The 15,008-nt window shown below is 73.7% G+C and carries 10 protein-coding genes; 5 read left to right on the top strand and 5 right to left on the bottom strand.

Annotated elements, in window-relative coordinates; translation table 11 throughout:
• Positions 1-106: 106 nt before the first annotated feature.
• The gene (gene gcl, locus MTQ10_RS06990; protein WP_247463348.1) at positions 107-1,894 is read right to left on the bottom strand and encodes a glyoxylate carboligase; all 1,788 of its coding nucleotides are present in this window, start codon (positions 1,892-1,894) and stop codon (positions 107-109) included.
• A gap of 222 nt (positions 1,895-2,116) precedes the next feature.
• Here gcl and MTQ10_RS06995 point away from each other — a divergent pair, with 222 nt between their 5' ends.
• Positions 2,117-2,857 carry a hypothetical protein gene (locus tag MTQ10_RS06995; protein WP_247463350.1) on the top strand — a complete coding sequence of 247 codons (741 nt, stop codon included), beginning with the start codon at positions 2,117-2,119 and terminating at the stop codon, positions 2,855-2,857.
• Between the two features lie 78 nt (positions 2,858-2,935).
• On the opposite strand, the gene MTQ10_RS07000 is transcribed toward MTQ10_RS06995, so the two are convergent.
• Positions 2,936-4,537: an AMP-binding protein gene (locus tag MTQ10_RS07000; RefSeq protein WP_247463351.1), complete on the bottom strand. Its 1,602-nt coding sequence runs from the start codon at positions 4,535-4,537 to the stop codon at positions 2,936-2,938.
• The gene (locus tag MTQ10_RS07005; RefSeq protein ID WP_247463353.1) at positions 4,534-6,204 is read right to left on the bottom strand and encodes an AMP-binding protein; all 1,671 of its coding nucleotides are present in this window, start codon (positions 6,202-6,204) and stop codon (positions 4,534-4,536) included. Before MTQ10_RS07005 ends, MTQ10_RS07000 begins: the two co-directional genes overlap by 4 nt.
• A gap of 144 nt (positions 6,205-6,348) precedes the next feature.
• Between MTQ10_RS07005 and MTQ10_RS07010 the strand changes: the two genes are divergently transcribed.
• The 3 genes from MTQ10_RS07010 to MTQ10_RS31600 all read left to right on the top strand — a co-directional run bounded on the left by MTQ10_RS07010 (position 6,349) and on the right by MTQ10_RS31600 (position 11,097).
• Entirely contained in the window at positions 6,349-7,179 is an 831-nt protein-coding gene (locus MTQ10_RS07010) for a helix-turn-helix transcriptional regulator (RefSeq protein WP_247463355.1), read from the top strand.
• A 470-nt stretch (positions 7,180-7,649) separates the two neighbouring features.
• On the top strand, positions 7,650-10,484 hold the full coding sequence (locus MTQ10_RS07015) for an AAA family ATPase (protein ID WP_247463357.1): 2,835 nt from the start codon (positions 7,650-7,652) through the stop codon (positions 10,482-10,484).
• 295 nt (positions 10,485-10,779) lie between these two features.
• Positions 10,780-11,097 (top strand): trypsin-like serine protease, encoded by a 318-nt coding sequence (locus tag MTQ10_RS31600; protein ID WP_374117578.1) that lies wholly within the window; start codon positions 10,780-10,782, stop codon positions 11,095-11,097.
• A 157-nt stretch (positions 11,098-11,254) separates the two neighbouring features.
• On the opposite strand, the gene MTQ10_RS07025 is transcribed toward MTQ10_RS31600, so the two are convergent.
• The gene (locus tag MTQ10_RS07025; protein ID WP_247463360.1) at positions 11,255-12,364 is read right to left on the bottom strand and encodes a winged helix DNA-binding domain-containing protein; all 1,110 of its coding nucleotides are present in this window, start codon (positions 12,362-12,364) and stop codon (positions 11,255-11,257) included.
• A 280-nt stretch (positions 12,365-12,644) separates the two neighbouring features.
• Between MTQ10_RS07025 and MTQ10_RS07030 the strand changes: the two genes are divergently transcribed.
• Positions 12,645-13,646, top strand: a complete 1,002-nt coding sequence (locus MTQ10_RS07030; RefSeq protein ID WP_247463362.1) for an NAD-dependent epimerase/dehydratase family protein — start codon at positions 12,645-12,647, stop codon at positions 13,644-13,646.
• 248 nt (positions 13,647-13,894) lie between these two features.
• Here the strand turns inward: MTQ10_RS07030 and MTQ10_RS07035 are convergent, their stop codons facing one another.
• Complete coding sequence (locus MTQ10_RS07035) at positions 13,895-15,007, bottom strand: sensor histidine kinase (protein ID WP_247463364.1); 1,113 nt, start codon at positions 15,005-15,007, stop codon at positions 13,895-13,897.
• Position 15,008: the final 1 nt, after the last annotated feature.

Raw genomic sequence — 15,008 nt, forward strand, 5'->3', positions numbered from 1 at the left:
GGCTGGGGCCAGTGACCGGGGGCGGCCGGGCGGCGGCTGCGGCCGGGCACGGCGAAGGGGCGGTCCAGCCCTCCGGGTGGACCGCCCCTGGCCTGGGCAGGCCGTGTCAGACCTTCAGCGGCTTGATCGAGGTCGGTGCGTGACCGGGCTCGGTGGCCAGGTCCTCGAACTCGCTGATGTCGCTGATGTCCATGGTGCGGCTCATCGCGATGTTGGTGATCCGCTCCAGGATCGCCTCGACGACGACCGGCACCCGGTACTCCTGCGCCAGCTTCTTCGCCTGCTCGAAGGCGGCGCCGAGCTGCTCGGGCTCGGTGACGCGGATGGCCTTGCAGCCCAGGCCCTCGGCGACCTTGACGTGGTCGACGCCGTAGACGCCGATCTCCGGGGAGTTGATGTTCTCGAACTCCAGGTTGACCTGGAAGTTGATGTCCAGGCCGATCTGCGCCTGCCGGATCAGGCCCAGGTAGGAGTTGTTGACGAGGACGTGGACGTACGGGATGCGGTGCTGCGCCGCGACCGCCAGCTCCTCGATGAGGAACTGGAAGTCGTAGTCGCCGGAGAGCGCCACCACCTGGGCGTCCGGGTCGGCCTTGGCGACGCCGATCGCGGCGGGGATGGTCCAGCCGAGGGGGCCGGCCTGGCCGCAGTTGATCCAGTGGCGCGGCTTGTAGACGTGCAGCATCTGCGCGCCGGCGATCTGGGAGAGGCCGATGGTGGTGACGTATCGGGTCTCCGGGCCGAAGGCCTTGTTCATCTCCTCGTAGACGCGCTGCGGTTTCATCGGCACGTTGTCGAAGTGGGTGCGGCGCAGCAGGGTGGCCTTGCGCTCCTGGGTCTCGGCGACCCACGCGGAGCGGTCGGGCAGCCTGCCCTCCGCCTTCAGTTCCTTCGCGATCTCGACGAAGAGTTCGAGGGCGGTCCTCGCGTCGGAGACGACGCCGTAGTCCGGCGGGAAGATCTTGCCGATCTGGGTGGGCTCGATGTCGACGTGGACGAACTTCCTGTCGCCTCGGTAGACGTCGAGCTTGTAGCCGGTGTGGCGGTTGGCCCAGCGGTTGCCGATGCCGAGGACGACGTCGGAGGCGAGGAAGTTGGCGTTGCCGTAGCGGTGGGAGGTCTGCACGCCGACCATGCCGGCGTTCAGCTCGTGGTCGTCGGGCAGCGTGCCCCAGCCCATGAGGGTGGGGACGACCGGGGTCCGGGTCAGCTCGGCGAACTCCACGAGGAGGTCGGTGGCGTCGGCGCCGATCACGCCGCCGCCTGCGACGATGACGGGGCGCTCGGCGGCGAGCAGATAGGAGATCGCCTTCTCGATCTGGGCGCGGGTGGCGGCCGGCTTGTAGACGGGCAGCGGCTCGTAGGTGTCCGGGTCGAAGTCGATCTCGGTGAGCTGGACGTCGATCGGCAGGTCGATGAGGACGGGGCCGGGGCGGCCGGAGCGCATCAGATGGAAGGCCTGCTGGAAGACGCCGGGGACCTGGGCGGCCTCGAGGACGGTGACGGCCATTTTGGTGACCGGCTTGGCGATCGAGGCGATGTCGACGGCCTGGAAGTCCTCCTTGTGGATCACGTTGGTGGGCGCCTGCCCGGTGATGCACAGAATCGGGATCGAGTCGCCGATCGCCGAGTACAGGCCGGTGATCATGTCGGTGCCGGCGGGGCCGGAGGTGCCGATGCAGACACCGATGTTGCCCGGCTTGGTGCGGGTGTAGCCCTCGGCCATGTGGGAGGCGCCCTCGACGTGGCGGGCGAGCGTGTGCGTGATGCCGCCGCCCTCCTTGAGCGCCTTGTAGAAGGGGTTGATCGCGGCGCCCGGCACACCGAAGGCGTCCGTGACGCCCTCGCGCTTGAGGATCTCAACTGCCGCGCGGGCAGCGGTCATACGAGCCATCGGCTAACTCCTGCTTCGACTGCTTCGGCTGTCGGATTCGCACTCCCGTCGCGCCCCGCGGTGAGCCGTATTCCGTATAGCGGAAATTAGTTTCTACGATCTGGAAGCAATGTAGGCGGGTGGGCGAAGAGGCGTCAAGAGAGGGACAATCGGGCGGCGGCCGGGCCCCGGTCGGAGCACGATGGGTGGGCTGTCCGACGAGCCGTGCCGAGGGGGCGAGCCATGACCGAGAGCGTGCCGGTGCGCTGCCCGGCCTGCCGTCGCGAGCACCGCTTCACCGCTCCCCGCTATCCGTGCGCCTGCGGAACACCGGTCACGCTGTCCCTGGACCCGACGGTCCCGCCGGTGCCGGTGGTGCACCGCAGCTGGGAGGACGAGTGGGTGCCGGTGGCCTGCCCGTCCTGCGGGCGCCGCTCGGAGTGGCCCCGGCCCGAGCTGGGCTGCCTGTGCGGGGCGGTGCTGAGGATCGCGGTGGCGCTGCCGGAGCAGGGCGGGCCCGGGACCGCTTCGGCGCGGGGCACGGGCCCGTCCTCGGACCGGTCGCCCTCCGCCCCGTCCGGCGGGCGCGGCGCCTTCCGTACGGTGCCGATCCGCACCGCGCGGGACGCCGTGACGGTCGCCGCGCTCTATCTGCGCTGGCTCGGCCACGACGACGTACGGCGTGCCGACCAGCGTCCGCCGAGCGGCATCGGGCTCGCCGCCCGGGGCGTGGTGGCGCAGGTCGATCCGGCGGCGCGCCCGGCGTCGTCGCGGGACGTGGAGTGCCTGTGGCTGACGGCGATGACGGAGTCGGCGGACTGCGTCTACTTCTCGCTCAACGGCTACACCGCCGAGGCCCGCTCCCGCGCCGACGGCCTCGGCGTCCCCCTGTTCGTCCTCGCGCCGGCGGGAAACGCCCTGCCGCTGAACGCGCCGGCGCGTGCGCTGGCGGCGGGCCCGGCCGCCGGTCGCCCCGCCCGCTGAACGCCTCGGCGAACAGGCGGGGCCGGACCCCCGATGTCGGCGGTCCGGCCCCGTGGCCCCGTCTCGTGCGCCGTGCGGTCAGCCGGCGGCGTACTTCTCCCGCAGCTCCACCTTGCGTACCTTGCCCGACACCGTCATCGGGAAGGCGTCCAGCACCTGGAGGCGGGTCGGCACCTTGTAGTGGGCGAGCCGGTCGGCGCAGAAGGCGCGCACGTCGTCCAGGGTGGGCGGGTCGGCCGGGTCGTGCGGGATGACGCAGGCCAGCACCTCCTCGCCGTACTTCTGGTGCGGTACGCCGACCACCTGCACGTCGCGGATCTTCGGGTGGCCGTAGAGGAACTCCTCGATCTCACGCGGGTAGATGTTCTCGCCACCCCGGATGATCATGTCCTTGATGCGGCCGACGATCTCCACGTATCCGTCCTCCCGCATCACCGCGAGGTCCCCGGTGTGCATCCAGCGGGCGGCGTCCACGGCCTCGGCGGTCTTCTCGGGCTCCTCCCAGTAGCCGAGCATCACGCTGTAGCCGCGGGTGCACAACTCCCCTGCCGTGCCGCGCGGTTGCGTGACACCGGTGACGGGATCGACGACCTTCACTTCGATGTGCGGCAGGACGCGGCCGACGGTGCCGGTGCGGTGCTCCAGGTCGTCGTCCATCCGGGTCTGCAGGGACACCGGGGAGGTCTCGGTCATGCCGTAGCAGATGGAGACCTCCTCCATGTGCATCTCGGCGACGACCCGCTTCATCACCTCCACCGGGCAGGGCGAGCCCGCCATGATGCCGGTGCGCAGCGACGTGAGGTCGTACGAGGCGAAGTCGGGCAGGTTCAGCTCCGCGATGAACATCGTCGGCACCCCGTACAGGGAGGTGCAGCGCTCGTCCTGCACGGCCTGAAGGGTCGCCTTCGGTTCGAACGACGGGGCGGGGATGACGATGCACGCGCCGTGGGAGGTGGCGGCCAGGTTGCCCATCACCATCCCGAAGCAGTGGTAGAACGGCACCGGCACGCACACCCGGTCCTGCTCCGAGTACCCGATCAGCTCCCCCACGAAGTAGCCGTTGTTGAGGATGTTGTGGTGGGAGAGCGTGGCGCCCTTCGGGAAACCGGTCGTGCCCGAGGTGTACTGGATGTTGATGGGGTCGTCGCAGGACAACTCCGGCCAGTCGGCGGGGGCCTCGCGGGCGAGGAGGGCGTCCCAGGTGGGGTCGCCGATGTAGACGGTCTCGCGGAGCCGCGGGCAGCGGACGCGCACCTCTTCGACCATGGCCCGGTAGTCGCTGGTCTTGTGGCTGAGGGACGCGACCAGCAGCGAGACGCCCGACTGGTTGAGGACGTACTCGACCTCGTGGGTGCGGTAGGCCGGGTTGATGTTCACCATGATCGCGCCGATGCGGGCGGTGGCGTACTGGACGAGCACCCACTCCGGGCAGTTGACCGCCCAGATGCCCACCCGGTCGCCCTTGGCGACGCCCGAGGCGAGCAGCGCCCGCGCCAGCCGGTCGACGTCCGCCACGAACTGCGCGTAGGTCCAGCGCCGCCCGGACGGTACGTCGACCAGCGCCTCCCGGTCGGGGAAGGCGACGACGGCCCGGTCCAGGTCGGCGGCGATGGTGTCGCCCAGCAGCGGCGTGTCGCCGGTGCCGTGGGTGTAGGAAGCGCCGGAACTCTCGCGGCTCACCGGAAGTCCTCCTCGCGGTATTCGGCGTCCGATCCGGCCGCGGTCGCCTCACGCAGCTCGATACGGCGGATCTTCCCGGACACGGTCTTGGGCAGGGCGCCGAACTCCAACCGGCGGATGCGCTTGTACGGGGCGAGCACCTCACGGGAGTGCTCGAAGATCATCTTGGCGGTGTCGGGGCCGGGCTCCCAGCCCTCGGCGAGGACGACGTACGCCTTCGGCACGGCGAGGCGCAGCTCGTCCGGCGCGGGCACCACCGCGGCCTCCGCGACCGCCTCGTGCTCCAGCAGGGCGCTCTCCAGCTCGAACGGGCTGATCTTGTAGTCGCTGGCCTTGAACACGTCGTCGGCGCGGCCCACGTATGTGATGTAGCCGTCCTCGTCGCGGGCGCCGATGTCGCCGGTGCGGTAGTAGCCGCCCGCCATGGCCTCCGCGGTGCGGTCGGCGTCGCCGTGGTAGCCGGTCATCAGACCGACCGGGCGCTCCGAGAGGTCGAGGGCGATCTCGCCCTCGCGGGCGCCGGGCGCGCCGGAGACCGGGTCGAGCAGCTCCACGCGGTAGCCGGGGCTGGGGCGGCCCATGGAGCCCGACTTCAGCGGCTGGCCGGGGCTGTTGGAGACCTGCACGGCGGTCTCCGTCTGCCCGAAGCCGTCCCGGACGGTGACGCCCCAGGCGCGCCGCACCTGTTCGATGACCTCCGGGTTGAGGGGCTCGCCCGCGGCGACGACCTCGCGGGGCGGGGTGCGCAGCTGCGTCAGGTCGGCTTGGATGAGCATGCGCCACACGGTGGGCGGCGCGCAGAACGTGGTGACGCCCGCGCGGTCCATCTCCGTCATCAGCCGGGCGGCGTCGAAACGGGTGTAGTTGTGGATGAAGACGGTCGCCTCGGCGTTCCACGGCGCGAACAGATTGGACCAGGCGTGCTTGGCCCAGCCCGGCGAGGAGATGTTCAGATGCACGTCGCCGGGTTTCAGGCCGATCCAGTACATGGTGGCCAGATGGCCGATCGGGTACGAGGTGTGGGTGTGCTCGACCAGCTTCGGCCGGGCGGTGGTGCCGGAGGTGAAGTACAGCATCAGCGGGTCGTCGGCGAGGGTCGGCCCGTCCGGCTCGAAGCCGGCGGAGGCCTCGTAGGCGTCCTCGTACCGCTCCCAGCCCTCCGCGGGCGTGCCGCCGACGCCGATGCGGGTGTAGGTGCCGGGCACGTCGTCGAACTTGGGCGCGTCCGCGGCCCGTACGATCACATGCTTCACCCGGCCGCGCTCGACGCGGTCGCGCAGGTCGGCGGGGCCCAGCAGCGGCGTGGCGGGGATGACGACGGCGCGCAGCTTCATCGCGGCGAGCGCGGTCTCCCACAGTTCGGCCTGGTTGCCGAGCATGACCAGCACCCGGTCCTCGGCGGCCACGCCCCGCTCGCGCAGCCAGTTCGCGACGCGGTCGGAGCGGTCGGACAGCTCGGCGAAGCTCAGGCGGGTCTCGGAGCCGTCCTCCTCGACGATGTGCAGGGCGGTGCGGTCGTTGCCGTCCGCGATCACGTCGAACCAGTCCAGAGCCCAGTTGAACTGCTCGGGCCGGGGCCAGGCGAAGCCGTCGTAGGCGGCGGTGTAGTCCTCGCGGTGCTTCAGGAGAAAGTCCCGTGCCCTGCGGAAGTCGGCTGTGGCCGTCATCTGTGCTCCCTGATCACGTACTCCGGCGGTTCCGGACCATTGCCGGGCGGCTCACGGACATCGTGTAATCCGTGATGCAGGTCTCACTACCCCCGAACGGGGGTGGGGGCGGCACAGCGCGGTGGTGAAGGGGCGAAACGGGTGGTGACAGCGGACACGGCCGGGACGATGGAGATCCAAGGGGCACTGGCGCGGCTGCGGCGGGCGACCGGGCTGCCCGTCGTCTTCGGCGGGCTGGTCGACCCCGGCAGGCGGCAGATGCGGATCACGGAGCTGAGCGGCAACGCCACCGTCGCGCTGCGGTCGCTGGCGGTGACCTCCGGCAGCGGGCTGGGCGGCAAGGCGGTCGCGCTGGCCCGGCCGTGCGCGGTGACGGACTACTCCGTGTCCCGGCAGATCAGCCACGAGTACGACGCCGCCGTCGCCGAGGAGGGCCTTCGGTCCGTGCTCGCGGTGCCGGTGGTGGTACGGCGCCGGGTGCGCGGCGTGCTGTACGGCGCGCTGCGCACCGCGCAGCCGCTGGGCGACCGGACGCTGAGCGCGGCCGTGACGGTGGCGCGGGACGTGGAGCAGGCGCTGGTGGTGCGGGAGGAGGCGGGCGGTCTGCTCGCGGCGGCCCGCGCCGAACCTGCCGCGCCGGCCGGGTCGGCCGCCTGGGAGCAGGTGCGGGAGGCGCACGCGGCGCTGCGGGCGCTGGCGCCGAGGATCACCGACCCGGCGTTGCGGGCGGAGCTGCTCGCGGCGTGCGGGCTGCTCGCGCCGGGCGGCGCCGCACCCGGGGTGAGTCTCGCGCCGCGCGAGCTGGATGTGCTGGCGTGCGTGGCGGCCGGGGCGACGAACGCGGCGACCGCGCAGCGGCTGGGGCTGCGCCCGGAGACGGTGAAGTCGTATCTGCGCTCGGCGATGCGCCGGCTGGGCGCGCACACGCGGGGCGAGGCGGTGGCGGCGGCACGGCGGGCGGGGCTGCCTGCGTGAGCCGGGGGACGGCGCGGCCCGCCGGACCGCTGCCGTGGCGCGCGCCGGCCGGCGGGACCGCTGCCGTGACCGGGGAGCGGTCAGGCGCGCGGGACCGCTGCCGTGGCCGGGACGGCGGCACGGTGTGCGGGACCCTGCCGTGACCGGAGCCACAGCCGGGCGCACGGGACCGCTGCCGTGACCGTGCTGGCGGCCGGGCTCACGGGACCACTCCCGTGACCGTGCTCACGGCCGGGCGCACAGGGCTGCTTCCGTGACCCGCCCGTGCCCTGCGGGCCCTACCCTGGACGCCCGGTCATGTGGCGGCCGGGGCCCGACGTGAGGACTGCGTGATGAACGACGACCATTCAGTGGACAGCGTCTTGAATTCTGATATGCGTACCGTTGTTATATCCCTCACCACACCGTCCGCCCGAATTTCGGCCGCTGTTGCCTAGAATTTGGCCCGGACACGACACTCGGAGGGAGCGGTGACCGTGCGACGGGACTTCCAGGAGTCTGCGAGATGCCGCCCCGACCTGGTCATCGGCAGGGAGGAGCTGTTCGGCGCGGCGCGTGAGCAGCTCCGCTCGGGCGGCAGCGTGCTGCTGCACGGCCCGGCCGGAATAGGAAAGTCGACCGTGCTGCGGGCAATCGCCGCGGAATACGGCCGTACGGCCCGCACCGTGTTGCGTTGCTCGGCCACCGAGTCCGAATCGCACCTTCCGTTCCTCGCGCTCGCCGACCTGTTCGGCCTCGTCCTCGACGAGGTCGCCGACCGGCTGCCCGCCGCCCAGCGGGACGCGCTGGAGTCCGCGCTCACCGGACGCGGCGAACCCACCCTGCGCGACGGTCTCGCGCTGCGGCTCGCGGTGCTGTCCGCGCTGCGCGCGCTCGCCGCCGACGGGCCCGTGCTGCTCGTCGCCGACGACATGCAGTGGCTGGACGCGGCCAGCGCCGAACTCCTCGGCTTCGCCGCCCGCCGCCTCGGCGACACGCCCGTGCAGCTGCTGTGCGCGGTCCGCACCGAGGGGCAGGAGTACGACCGCTTCCTGAAGTCGTCCCCGCCGGACACGCTCGCCGTACGGCTCGGGCCGTTCACCCGCACCCAGGTCTCCGCACTGCTCGACCACCGCGGCTACACCGGCCTGTCCCGCTCCACCGTCCGCGACATCCACCGCACCAGCGGCGGCAACCCGCTGTTCGCGCTGGAGCTGGGCCGCGCCCTCGCCGAGAACCCCACCCCGCCCCGGCCCGGCGAACCGCTGCCGGTGCCGACGTCGCTGCGCACCCTCGTACTGAACCGGCTGGACATGCTCTCCGAGGAGGCCCGCCGCACCCTGCTCGTCGCGAGCGTCGGCGCCCGCCCCACGCAGGCGCTGCTGCACGCCGCCGGGCGGGACAACGCCGAGGCGGAGTGCGCGCAGGCCGCAGCGCTGGGGCTGCTGTCCACCGACCCGGAGGGCCCCACCGTACGGTTCGCGCACCCGCTGATCTCCGCAGCGCTGTACGCGGAGGCCCCGGCGCACGAGCGGCGCGCCGCGCACGCCGCGCTGTCCACGGCCGCGTCCGACCCGATCGAACGCGCCCGGCATCTGGCGCTGGCCACCACCGGCACCGACCCGAAGGTGGCGGCCCGGCTCGCGGAGGCCGCCGCGCTCGCCCGGGACCGGGGGGCGCCCTCCGTGGCGGCCTCGCTGGGGCTGCTCGCGGCCCGGCACACCCCCGTCGGCAGCGTGCCCGGCGGCGACGAACGGCGGTTGCAGGCCGCGGAGGACGCCATCACCGCCGGCGAGGTCGATCTCGCCCGGGACATCGCACGGGAGGTGCTGACCCGGGCCACCGTCCCCGCTCAGCGGGTGCGGGCCTGGATGGTGGTGATCGAGTCCGCCGGGCAGGCCCTCGGCGACGTCGACGCCGCCTTCCCGCAGGTCCTCGCCGACGCCGGCGACGACCCGCGGCTCCTCGCCCAGGTCCACTACCAGCTGGCCTGGCGCGCCCTCGTCGTCGAGGGCGACTTCGCCGAGGCCCGCGAGGAGGCCGCGCACGCCGCCGAACTGGCCGCGCGTGCCGGGGACCGGCGCAGCGAACTGATGGCGCTGTCCTTCCAGGCGTCCACCGAGACCCTGATGGGACACCCCGGCGCCCCCGAGACCATCAAACGCGCCCTGAAAGAGCCTCAGGACCCGTACGTGGCCTGCCATCACAACGGGGCGGGTTCGGCCAGGTTCCGCTGGCTGCTGATGAGCGACCAGCTGCCCGAGGCCCGTACCGTCATCACCTCCCTGCTGCGGGAGGTGCAGCGGCGCGGCATGGTCGAGTCCGAGGTGCACTTCCAGCGGTTCCTCGCCGACACCGAACTGCGCTTCGGGCACTGCGGGCGCGCCCTGGACCTCGCCCGGGAGAGCCTGCGCCTCGCCCGCGACTCCGGCATGGGGGTGGGCGCGTCCGCGATGCTCACCTCCCTCGCGGAGGCCTCCGGCGGCGACGTCGACAAGGCGCTCGCGCTCGCCAAGGAGGCCGCGGAGCACGCCGAGGAGGACGGCGACCAGATGTATCTGTCGCTCGCCCTGGCCGCCCTCGGCTACGCCCATCTCGTCGCCGGGGACGCACAGTCCGCGGTGGTCGCGCTGCGGCGGGTGCGGGAGCTGGAGCAGGGCCTCGGCATCACCGACCCGGCCCGGGGACGCTGGCAGGGGGATCTCGCCGAGGCGCTCGTGGCCGTCGGCGAGACCGGTGAGGCGCAGGACGTCGTCGACACCGCCCGCGAGCACGCGCTGCGACTGAACCGGGAGAGCATGCTCGCCGTCCTGGACCGTTCCGAGGCGCTGGTGCGGGCCGCGCGCGGCGACCTGGACACCGCGGTGGCGCAGCTGACGGGCGTTCAGGACCGGCTCGCCAAGCTGGGGTACGGCCTGGAGGAGGCGCGGACCGCGTTCGCGCTGGCCCGGCTGCGCGTGCGGTCGCGGACGCCGGGCCAGGGCGGCACGCCAGCGGGGGCGATGTCGTTCGACGAGGCGGCGCGGCTGTTCCGGCGCTGCCGTGCACTGCCCTGGCTGCGTCAGGTGGAGGCCGCCGCGGCGGCCGGGCCGACGGCGCCGCCGAAGCCCGCGGGCGAGCGGGAGTCGGCGCTGGCCGGGCTCGCGGCGATGGAGCGTCAGGTGGCGGCGCTGGTGATGGAGGGCGCCACCAACCGGGAGATCGCGGCCCGGCTGTTCATCAGCGTCAAGACCGTCGAGGCGACACTGACACGCGTCTACCGCAAGCTGGGCATCCGCTCCCGCGTGGACATCGTCCGCCTGGCCGCCGGACACCACGGGCGGTGAGGGGCCGGGGGCGCGATGCCCCCGGCGCCCGACGCCCCCTGGCTCCGGTACGGTGTGCAGCCGCACCCCGGCCGCCGCGCGTCGCGGGGCGGGCCGCCCCCGCCTCCCCGCGTCGCGGGCGCCCGAATCGAGGGTTTTCCCTGCCGGGACGGCGGGCGGGGTTTCCCTCATTGGGGTGTGCGCACGCCGGGTCCTACCGTGAGGTTGTGCCGCTCGCCGGGCATACGGGGGCCGGTCCGAGGCCCCCGTGCTCCACACCCGCGCGCCCCCCCACCGGCAACCTTCGAGGAGAGTCATGTCCGGGCCCACCCGCGCACGACGGACCGCCGCCATCGCCGCCGGCGCGCCGCTCTGCCCCGGAGTCCCGGCCACCACCGGTGTCCACCTCGGCGGGCAGCGCCGCCCGCGCCCCGTGGCGACCGCCGCCCGCCACGGCGGCCACATCCGCCGGCTGCGGACCGCGACCTTCCCGGTCGTGTCCGGCTCCGGCGCCTTGCACTCCTGCCAGGGCGAAAGCGGCGGTCCCCTGTTCACCGGGGGCGTCCTGGCAGGGATCACTTCCCGGGGGGAGGGGTACGCGGAGACCGGCCCGCGGGTCACCGCGCCCGGTTAGGCCCTCCGCCCGTGTGACCGCGCGGGCCGTCGGAGTGCGGCGCGCGCGTCACGGACCGCACCCCGCGAGACTCCTGAGCACCCCTCAGGTGAGACCAGGGGGGCGTTGCGAGCTTCCACGAGCAGCCCGCAGCGCCCCCCTATCCAAGGCCCGGCGCTCAGGCGGGCCGTACCGTGCCGAAGCGGATGTCGTACGACGCGCCGGGATGCAGGACCGCCAGCATCCGCTCGGCCTCCGCGACGACCTCCTCGCGCTGCCGCGCCCCCAGCTCGCCGAACGGCTCGACGACCAGAGCGTCGTCGCCGAGCGCCCACAGCCCGGCGAGGAACCCGTCGACGAGGAGCGTGCGGTAGGCGATGTTCCCCTGCCAGTTGCGGCCCCGGTGCTCGGGCGGGACGACCCGGCTCCGGTCGGCGTGGGAGAGCAGCAGATTGTCGAACTCGGGCAGAAAGCGCGGCGGCGCCGGGGTGCCCGGGTCGGGGCGCAGGGCGTCGGGCAGGTCGAACAGCTCCGCTCCGTTCTCGTCGCGGAAGACGACCAGCTCCGGGCGCAGCCGCTCGAACACCGGCCGCAGCCGGGTCAGTCCCGCCCACGTCTGCATGTCCTTCACCGACGCCGGTCCGAACGCGGCCAGACAGCGCCGTACGACGGTCTTCGCGTCCGGGGTGTCCCCGGCGCTGCGGCCGAGCCAGTGCTCGGCGGTGGTGAGGGCGACGCGCCCGCTCTCCCCCCACAGGCCGCGCGGCGTGACCTGCACCAGCGGCAGCCGGCAGCGGGCGGCGATCGCGAGGGCCTGCGGATCGGCGTCCGGCCACCGCGCGCTCAGGGCCTCCCGGAGCTGCTGCATGGTGCGCGGCTCCTCCTCGACCAGCTCCCGCACGATCGACGCGAGCCGGTCCAGGTCGACACCGGTGAGCCGCTTCCGGAAGACCTGGATCTCCCGTTCCCGGGCGGGCTGCACGAAGGGACGCAGGGTGAGGCAGTCGTCGGCGGTGTGGGTGTGGATCGTCGACCGCATGGTCACGATCCGCACGGCCTCCCGCGCGGCCATCGCCGCCGACAGCTCCCCGGGCGTGAACCCGTCGAGCCGGGCGGCGAGCGCGTAGTACGGCGGTCGTACGTTCTGCGCCTGTAGCCCCACCAGATGCGCCACCGCGTCCAGCGCCGTCCGTCGGCTGCGCTCAAGCAGCAACTGCCGGGCCAGCGTGGCCCGGTTGAGCGCGCGGACGTCGAGGACGGGGGCCGTGGAGGTCGTCGTCTTCCTCATGCGGGCACGCTATAGGCGTTCCGGGCCAGACGTTGTCCTGGTCGGCCGTTCGCCGCTCCTGTTCTCCCGGCCCGCACGCCTCCTGGAGGGCGGCTTCGTCGCCGGCGCCGGCACCCGCCTGACGGGCCGTCGCGCCGGCCGTCCTGGGCCCGCCCTCGGGAACCGGGCCCGCCGTCCGGGCAGGCGGCAGGCCTGACCGGCGCCCGCGCGTTCCTTACCGACCGGTGACATGTCGCCGTCGAAGCGGGGCGCGGCGGGTGCGCGGGCCTAGCCTGCGCGTATGCGTGTGCTGGTCACCGGCGGTGCCGGGTTCATCGGGTCCCATGTCGTGGAGGCGCTCACCGGGCGCGGGCACGAGGCGGTGGTGTTCGACGTACGGGAGGATGCCGCCTGTGATGTGCGGGAGCGGGAGGCCGTGGAGCGGGCGCTCGCCGGAGTGGACGCCGTGTGCCATCAGGCGGCGATGGTCGGGCTCGGGAACGGGGTCGCCGACGCCGCCGAGTACGTCTCCCGCAACGACCTCGGCACGGCCGTGCTGCTCGCCGCGATGGCCGGGGCGGGGGTGCGGCGGCTGGTGCTGGCGGGGTCGATGGTGGTGTACGGGGAGGGGCGGTACGAGTGCGTCCGGCACGGTGTCGTACGGCCCGGGCCGCGTGAGGTCGCCGACCTGGAGGCCGGGCGGTACGAGCCGCTGTGCCCGCTCTGCGGTGCCGAGGTGACGCCGGGGCTGGTGGGTGAGGACGCGCCGCTCGACCCGCGCAATGTGTACGCGGCGACGAAGGTGGCCCAGGAGCATCTGGCGGCGGCGTGGGCGCGGACGACGGGCGGGTCGGCGGTGTCGCTGCGCTACCACAACGTGTACGGGCCGCGGATGCCCCGCGACACGCCGTACGCGGGCGTCGCCTCCCTGTTCCGGTCGGCGCTGGCGCGCGGTGAGGCGCCGCGCGTGTTCGAGGACGGCGGGCAGCGGCGGGACTTCGTGCACGTACGGGATGTGGCGGAGGCCAACGCCGTGGCGCTGGAGGCGGAACGGGCGGGCGGCACGCTCACCGCGTACAACGTGGGCAGCGGACAGCCGCACACCGTGGGGGAGATGGCGCGGGCGCTGGCCGCGGCGTACGGCGGGCCCGAGCCGGTCGTCACGGGCGAGTACCGGCTCGGGGACGTCCGGCACGTCACCGCCGACTCCTCGCGGCTGCGGGCCGAGCTGGGGTGGAAGGCGCAGGTGGGCTTCGAGGAGGGGATGCGGGAGTTCGCGGCGGCGCCACTGCGCGGGGAGTGACACCGGCCGCCGGCTGACCCCGGTGACCCCGGCCCTCCGGGGTCAGCCGGGCGCGGCGGGGCCAACCGGGCGGGGCGCCGTCAGCCGGGCGCGGCAGGGGTCAGCCGGGTGCTGCCGGCAGGATCACCTCGAAGCGGCCCAAGCCGGCGAGAAGGGCGTCACCGCCAAGGACGGTCAGCCGGGTGCTGCCGGCAGGATCACCTCGAAGCGGCCCAAGCCGGCGAGAAGGGCGTCACCGCCAAGGACGGTCAGCCGGGTGCTGCCGGCAGGATCACCTCGAAGCGGCAGCCGCCCGGGATGTTGCGGACGGTGGCCCGGCCGCGGTGGGCCTCGACGATGCCGCGCACGATGGCGAGGCCGAGGCCCGCGCCCGCCGGGGGCGTACGGGCGTCGGTGCCGCGCCAGCCGGTGTCGAAGACGCGCGCCAGATCCTCCTCGGGGATGCCGCCGCAGCCGTCGGTCACGGACAGCACGACCCCTTCGGGGGTGCGTTCGGCGGCGACGGCGACCGTGCCGTCGGTCGGTGTGCGGCGGATGGCGTTGACGAGGAGGTTGCCGAGGACCCGGCTCATTTCCTTGCCGTCCACCTCGACCGGCACCGGTTCGATACGGTCCCCGACGAGCCGTACGCCGTGCTCGCGGGCGAGCGGGTCCGCGCCCGCGAGGGCGTCGCCCACCAGGTCGTACACGGAGATCCGGGCCGGGCTGAGGGCGAGCGTCCCGGCGTGGATGCGGGAGAGTTCGAACAGGTCGCCGACCATGTCGTTGAGGCGTTCCACCTCGGTGCGGATCTGCCGCAGATAGCGGTCGGGGTCGGCGGCGACGCCGTCCTCCAGCGCCTCCGCCATGGCGCGCAGCCCGGCGAGCGGGGTGCGCAGGTCGTGCGAGATCCACGCGATGAGTTCACGCCGTGAGGACTCGAGTGCCCGCTCCCGCTCCCTGGACGCGGCGAGGCGGGCGCTGGTGGTGGCCAGTTCGCGGCTGAGCGCGTCCAGTTCGGCGGTGGCGGGTCCGTCGGGCGCGGCGAAGGAGCCGTCGTCGCCGAGCGAGCGGGCGGCCACCGCGAGGGCGTGACTGCGGGCGACGACCCAGCGGCCCAGCAGCAGCGCCGTCGCCAGCGACACCACGGCCGCCATCGCGACGACCGTGGTGACCACGGTCAGGTCGTGGCCGGAGAGGAACATCGCGCGGGCCACGGCGAGGGTGCCCGCGAGCATGGCGGTGACCGCGACGGCCGCGACGACGGTGAGGGACGCGGTCAGCGAGCGGCGTCTGATCAACAGCAGCACGCCCGCGCCGACCAGCCCGGCCGCGGCGGCGCCGAAGAACGCGTACAGGGCGATGAGCAGGGTGTCGCGCACG

Source organism: Streptomyces sp. XM83C (assembly GCF_023072675.1).
GTDB classification, from domain to species: domain Bacteria; phylum Actinomycetota; class Actinomycetes; order Streptomycetales; family Streptomycetaceae; genus Streptomyces; species Streptomyces thermocoprophilus.

What these genes read in the sequence shown, in the direction of transcription:
- MTQ10_RS07005 (WP_247463353.1), bottom strand. Translation starts at nt 6,204, where the DNA reads ATGACGGCCACAGCCGACTTCCGCAGGGCACGGGACTTTCTCCTGAAG.
- gcl (WP_247463348.1), bottom strand. Translation starts at nt 1,894, where the DNA reads ATGGCTCGTATGACCGCTGCCCGCGCGGCAGTTGAGATCCTCAAGCGC.
- MTQ10_RS07030 (WP_247463362.1), top strand. Translation starts at nt 12,645, where the DNA reads ATGCGTGTGCTGGTCACCGGCGGTGCCGGGTTCATCGGGTCCCATGTC.
- MTQ10_RS31600 (WP_374117578.1), top strand. Translation starts at nt 10,780, where the DNA reads ATGTCCGGGCCCACCCGCGCACGACGGACCGCCGCCATCGCCGCCGGC.
- MTQ10_RS06995 (WP_247463350.1), top strand. Translation starts at nt 2,117, where the DNA reads ATGACCGAGAGCGTGCCGGTGCGCTGCCCGGCCTGCCGTCGCGAGCAC.
- MTQ10_RS07025 (WP_247463360.1), bottom strand. Translation starts at nt 12,364, where the DNA reads ATGAGGAAGACGACGACCTCCACGGCCCCCGTCCTCGACGTCCGCGCG.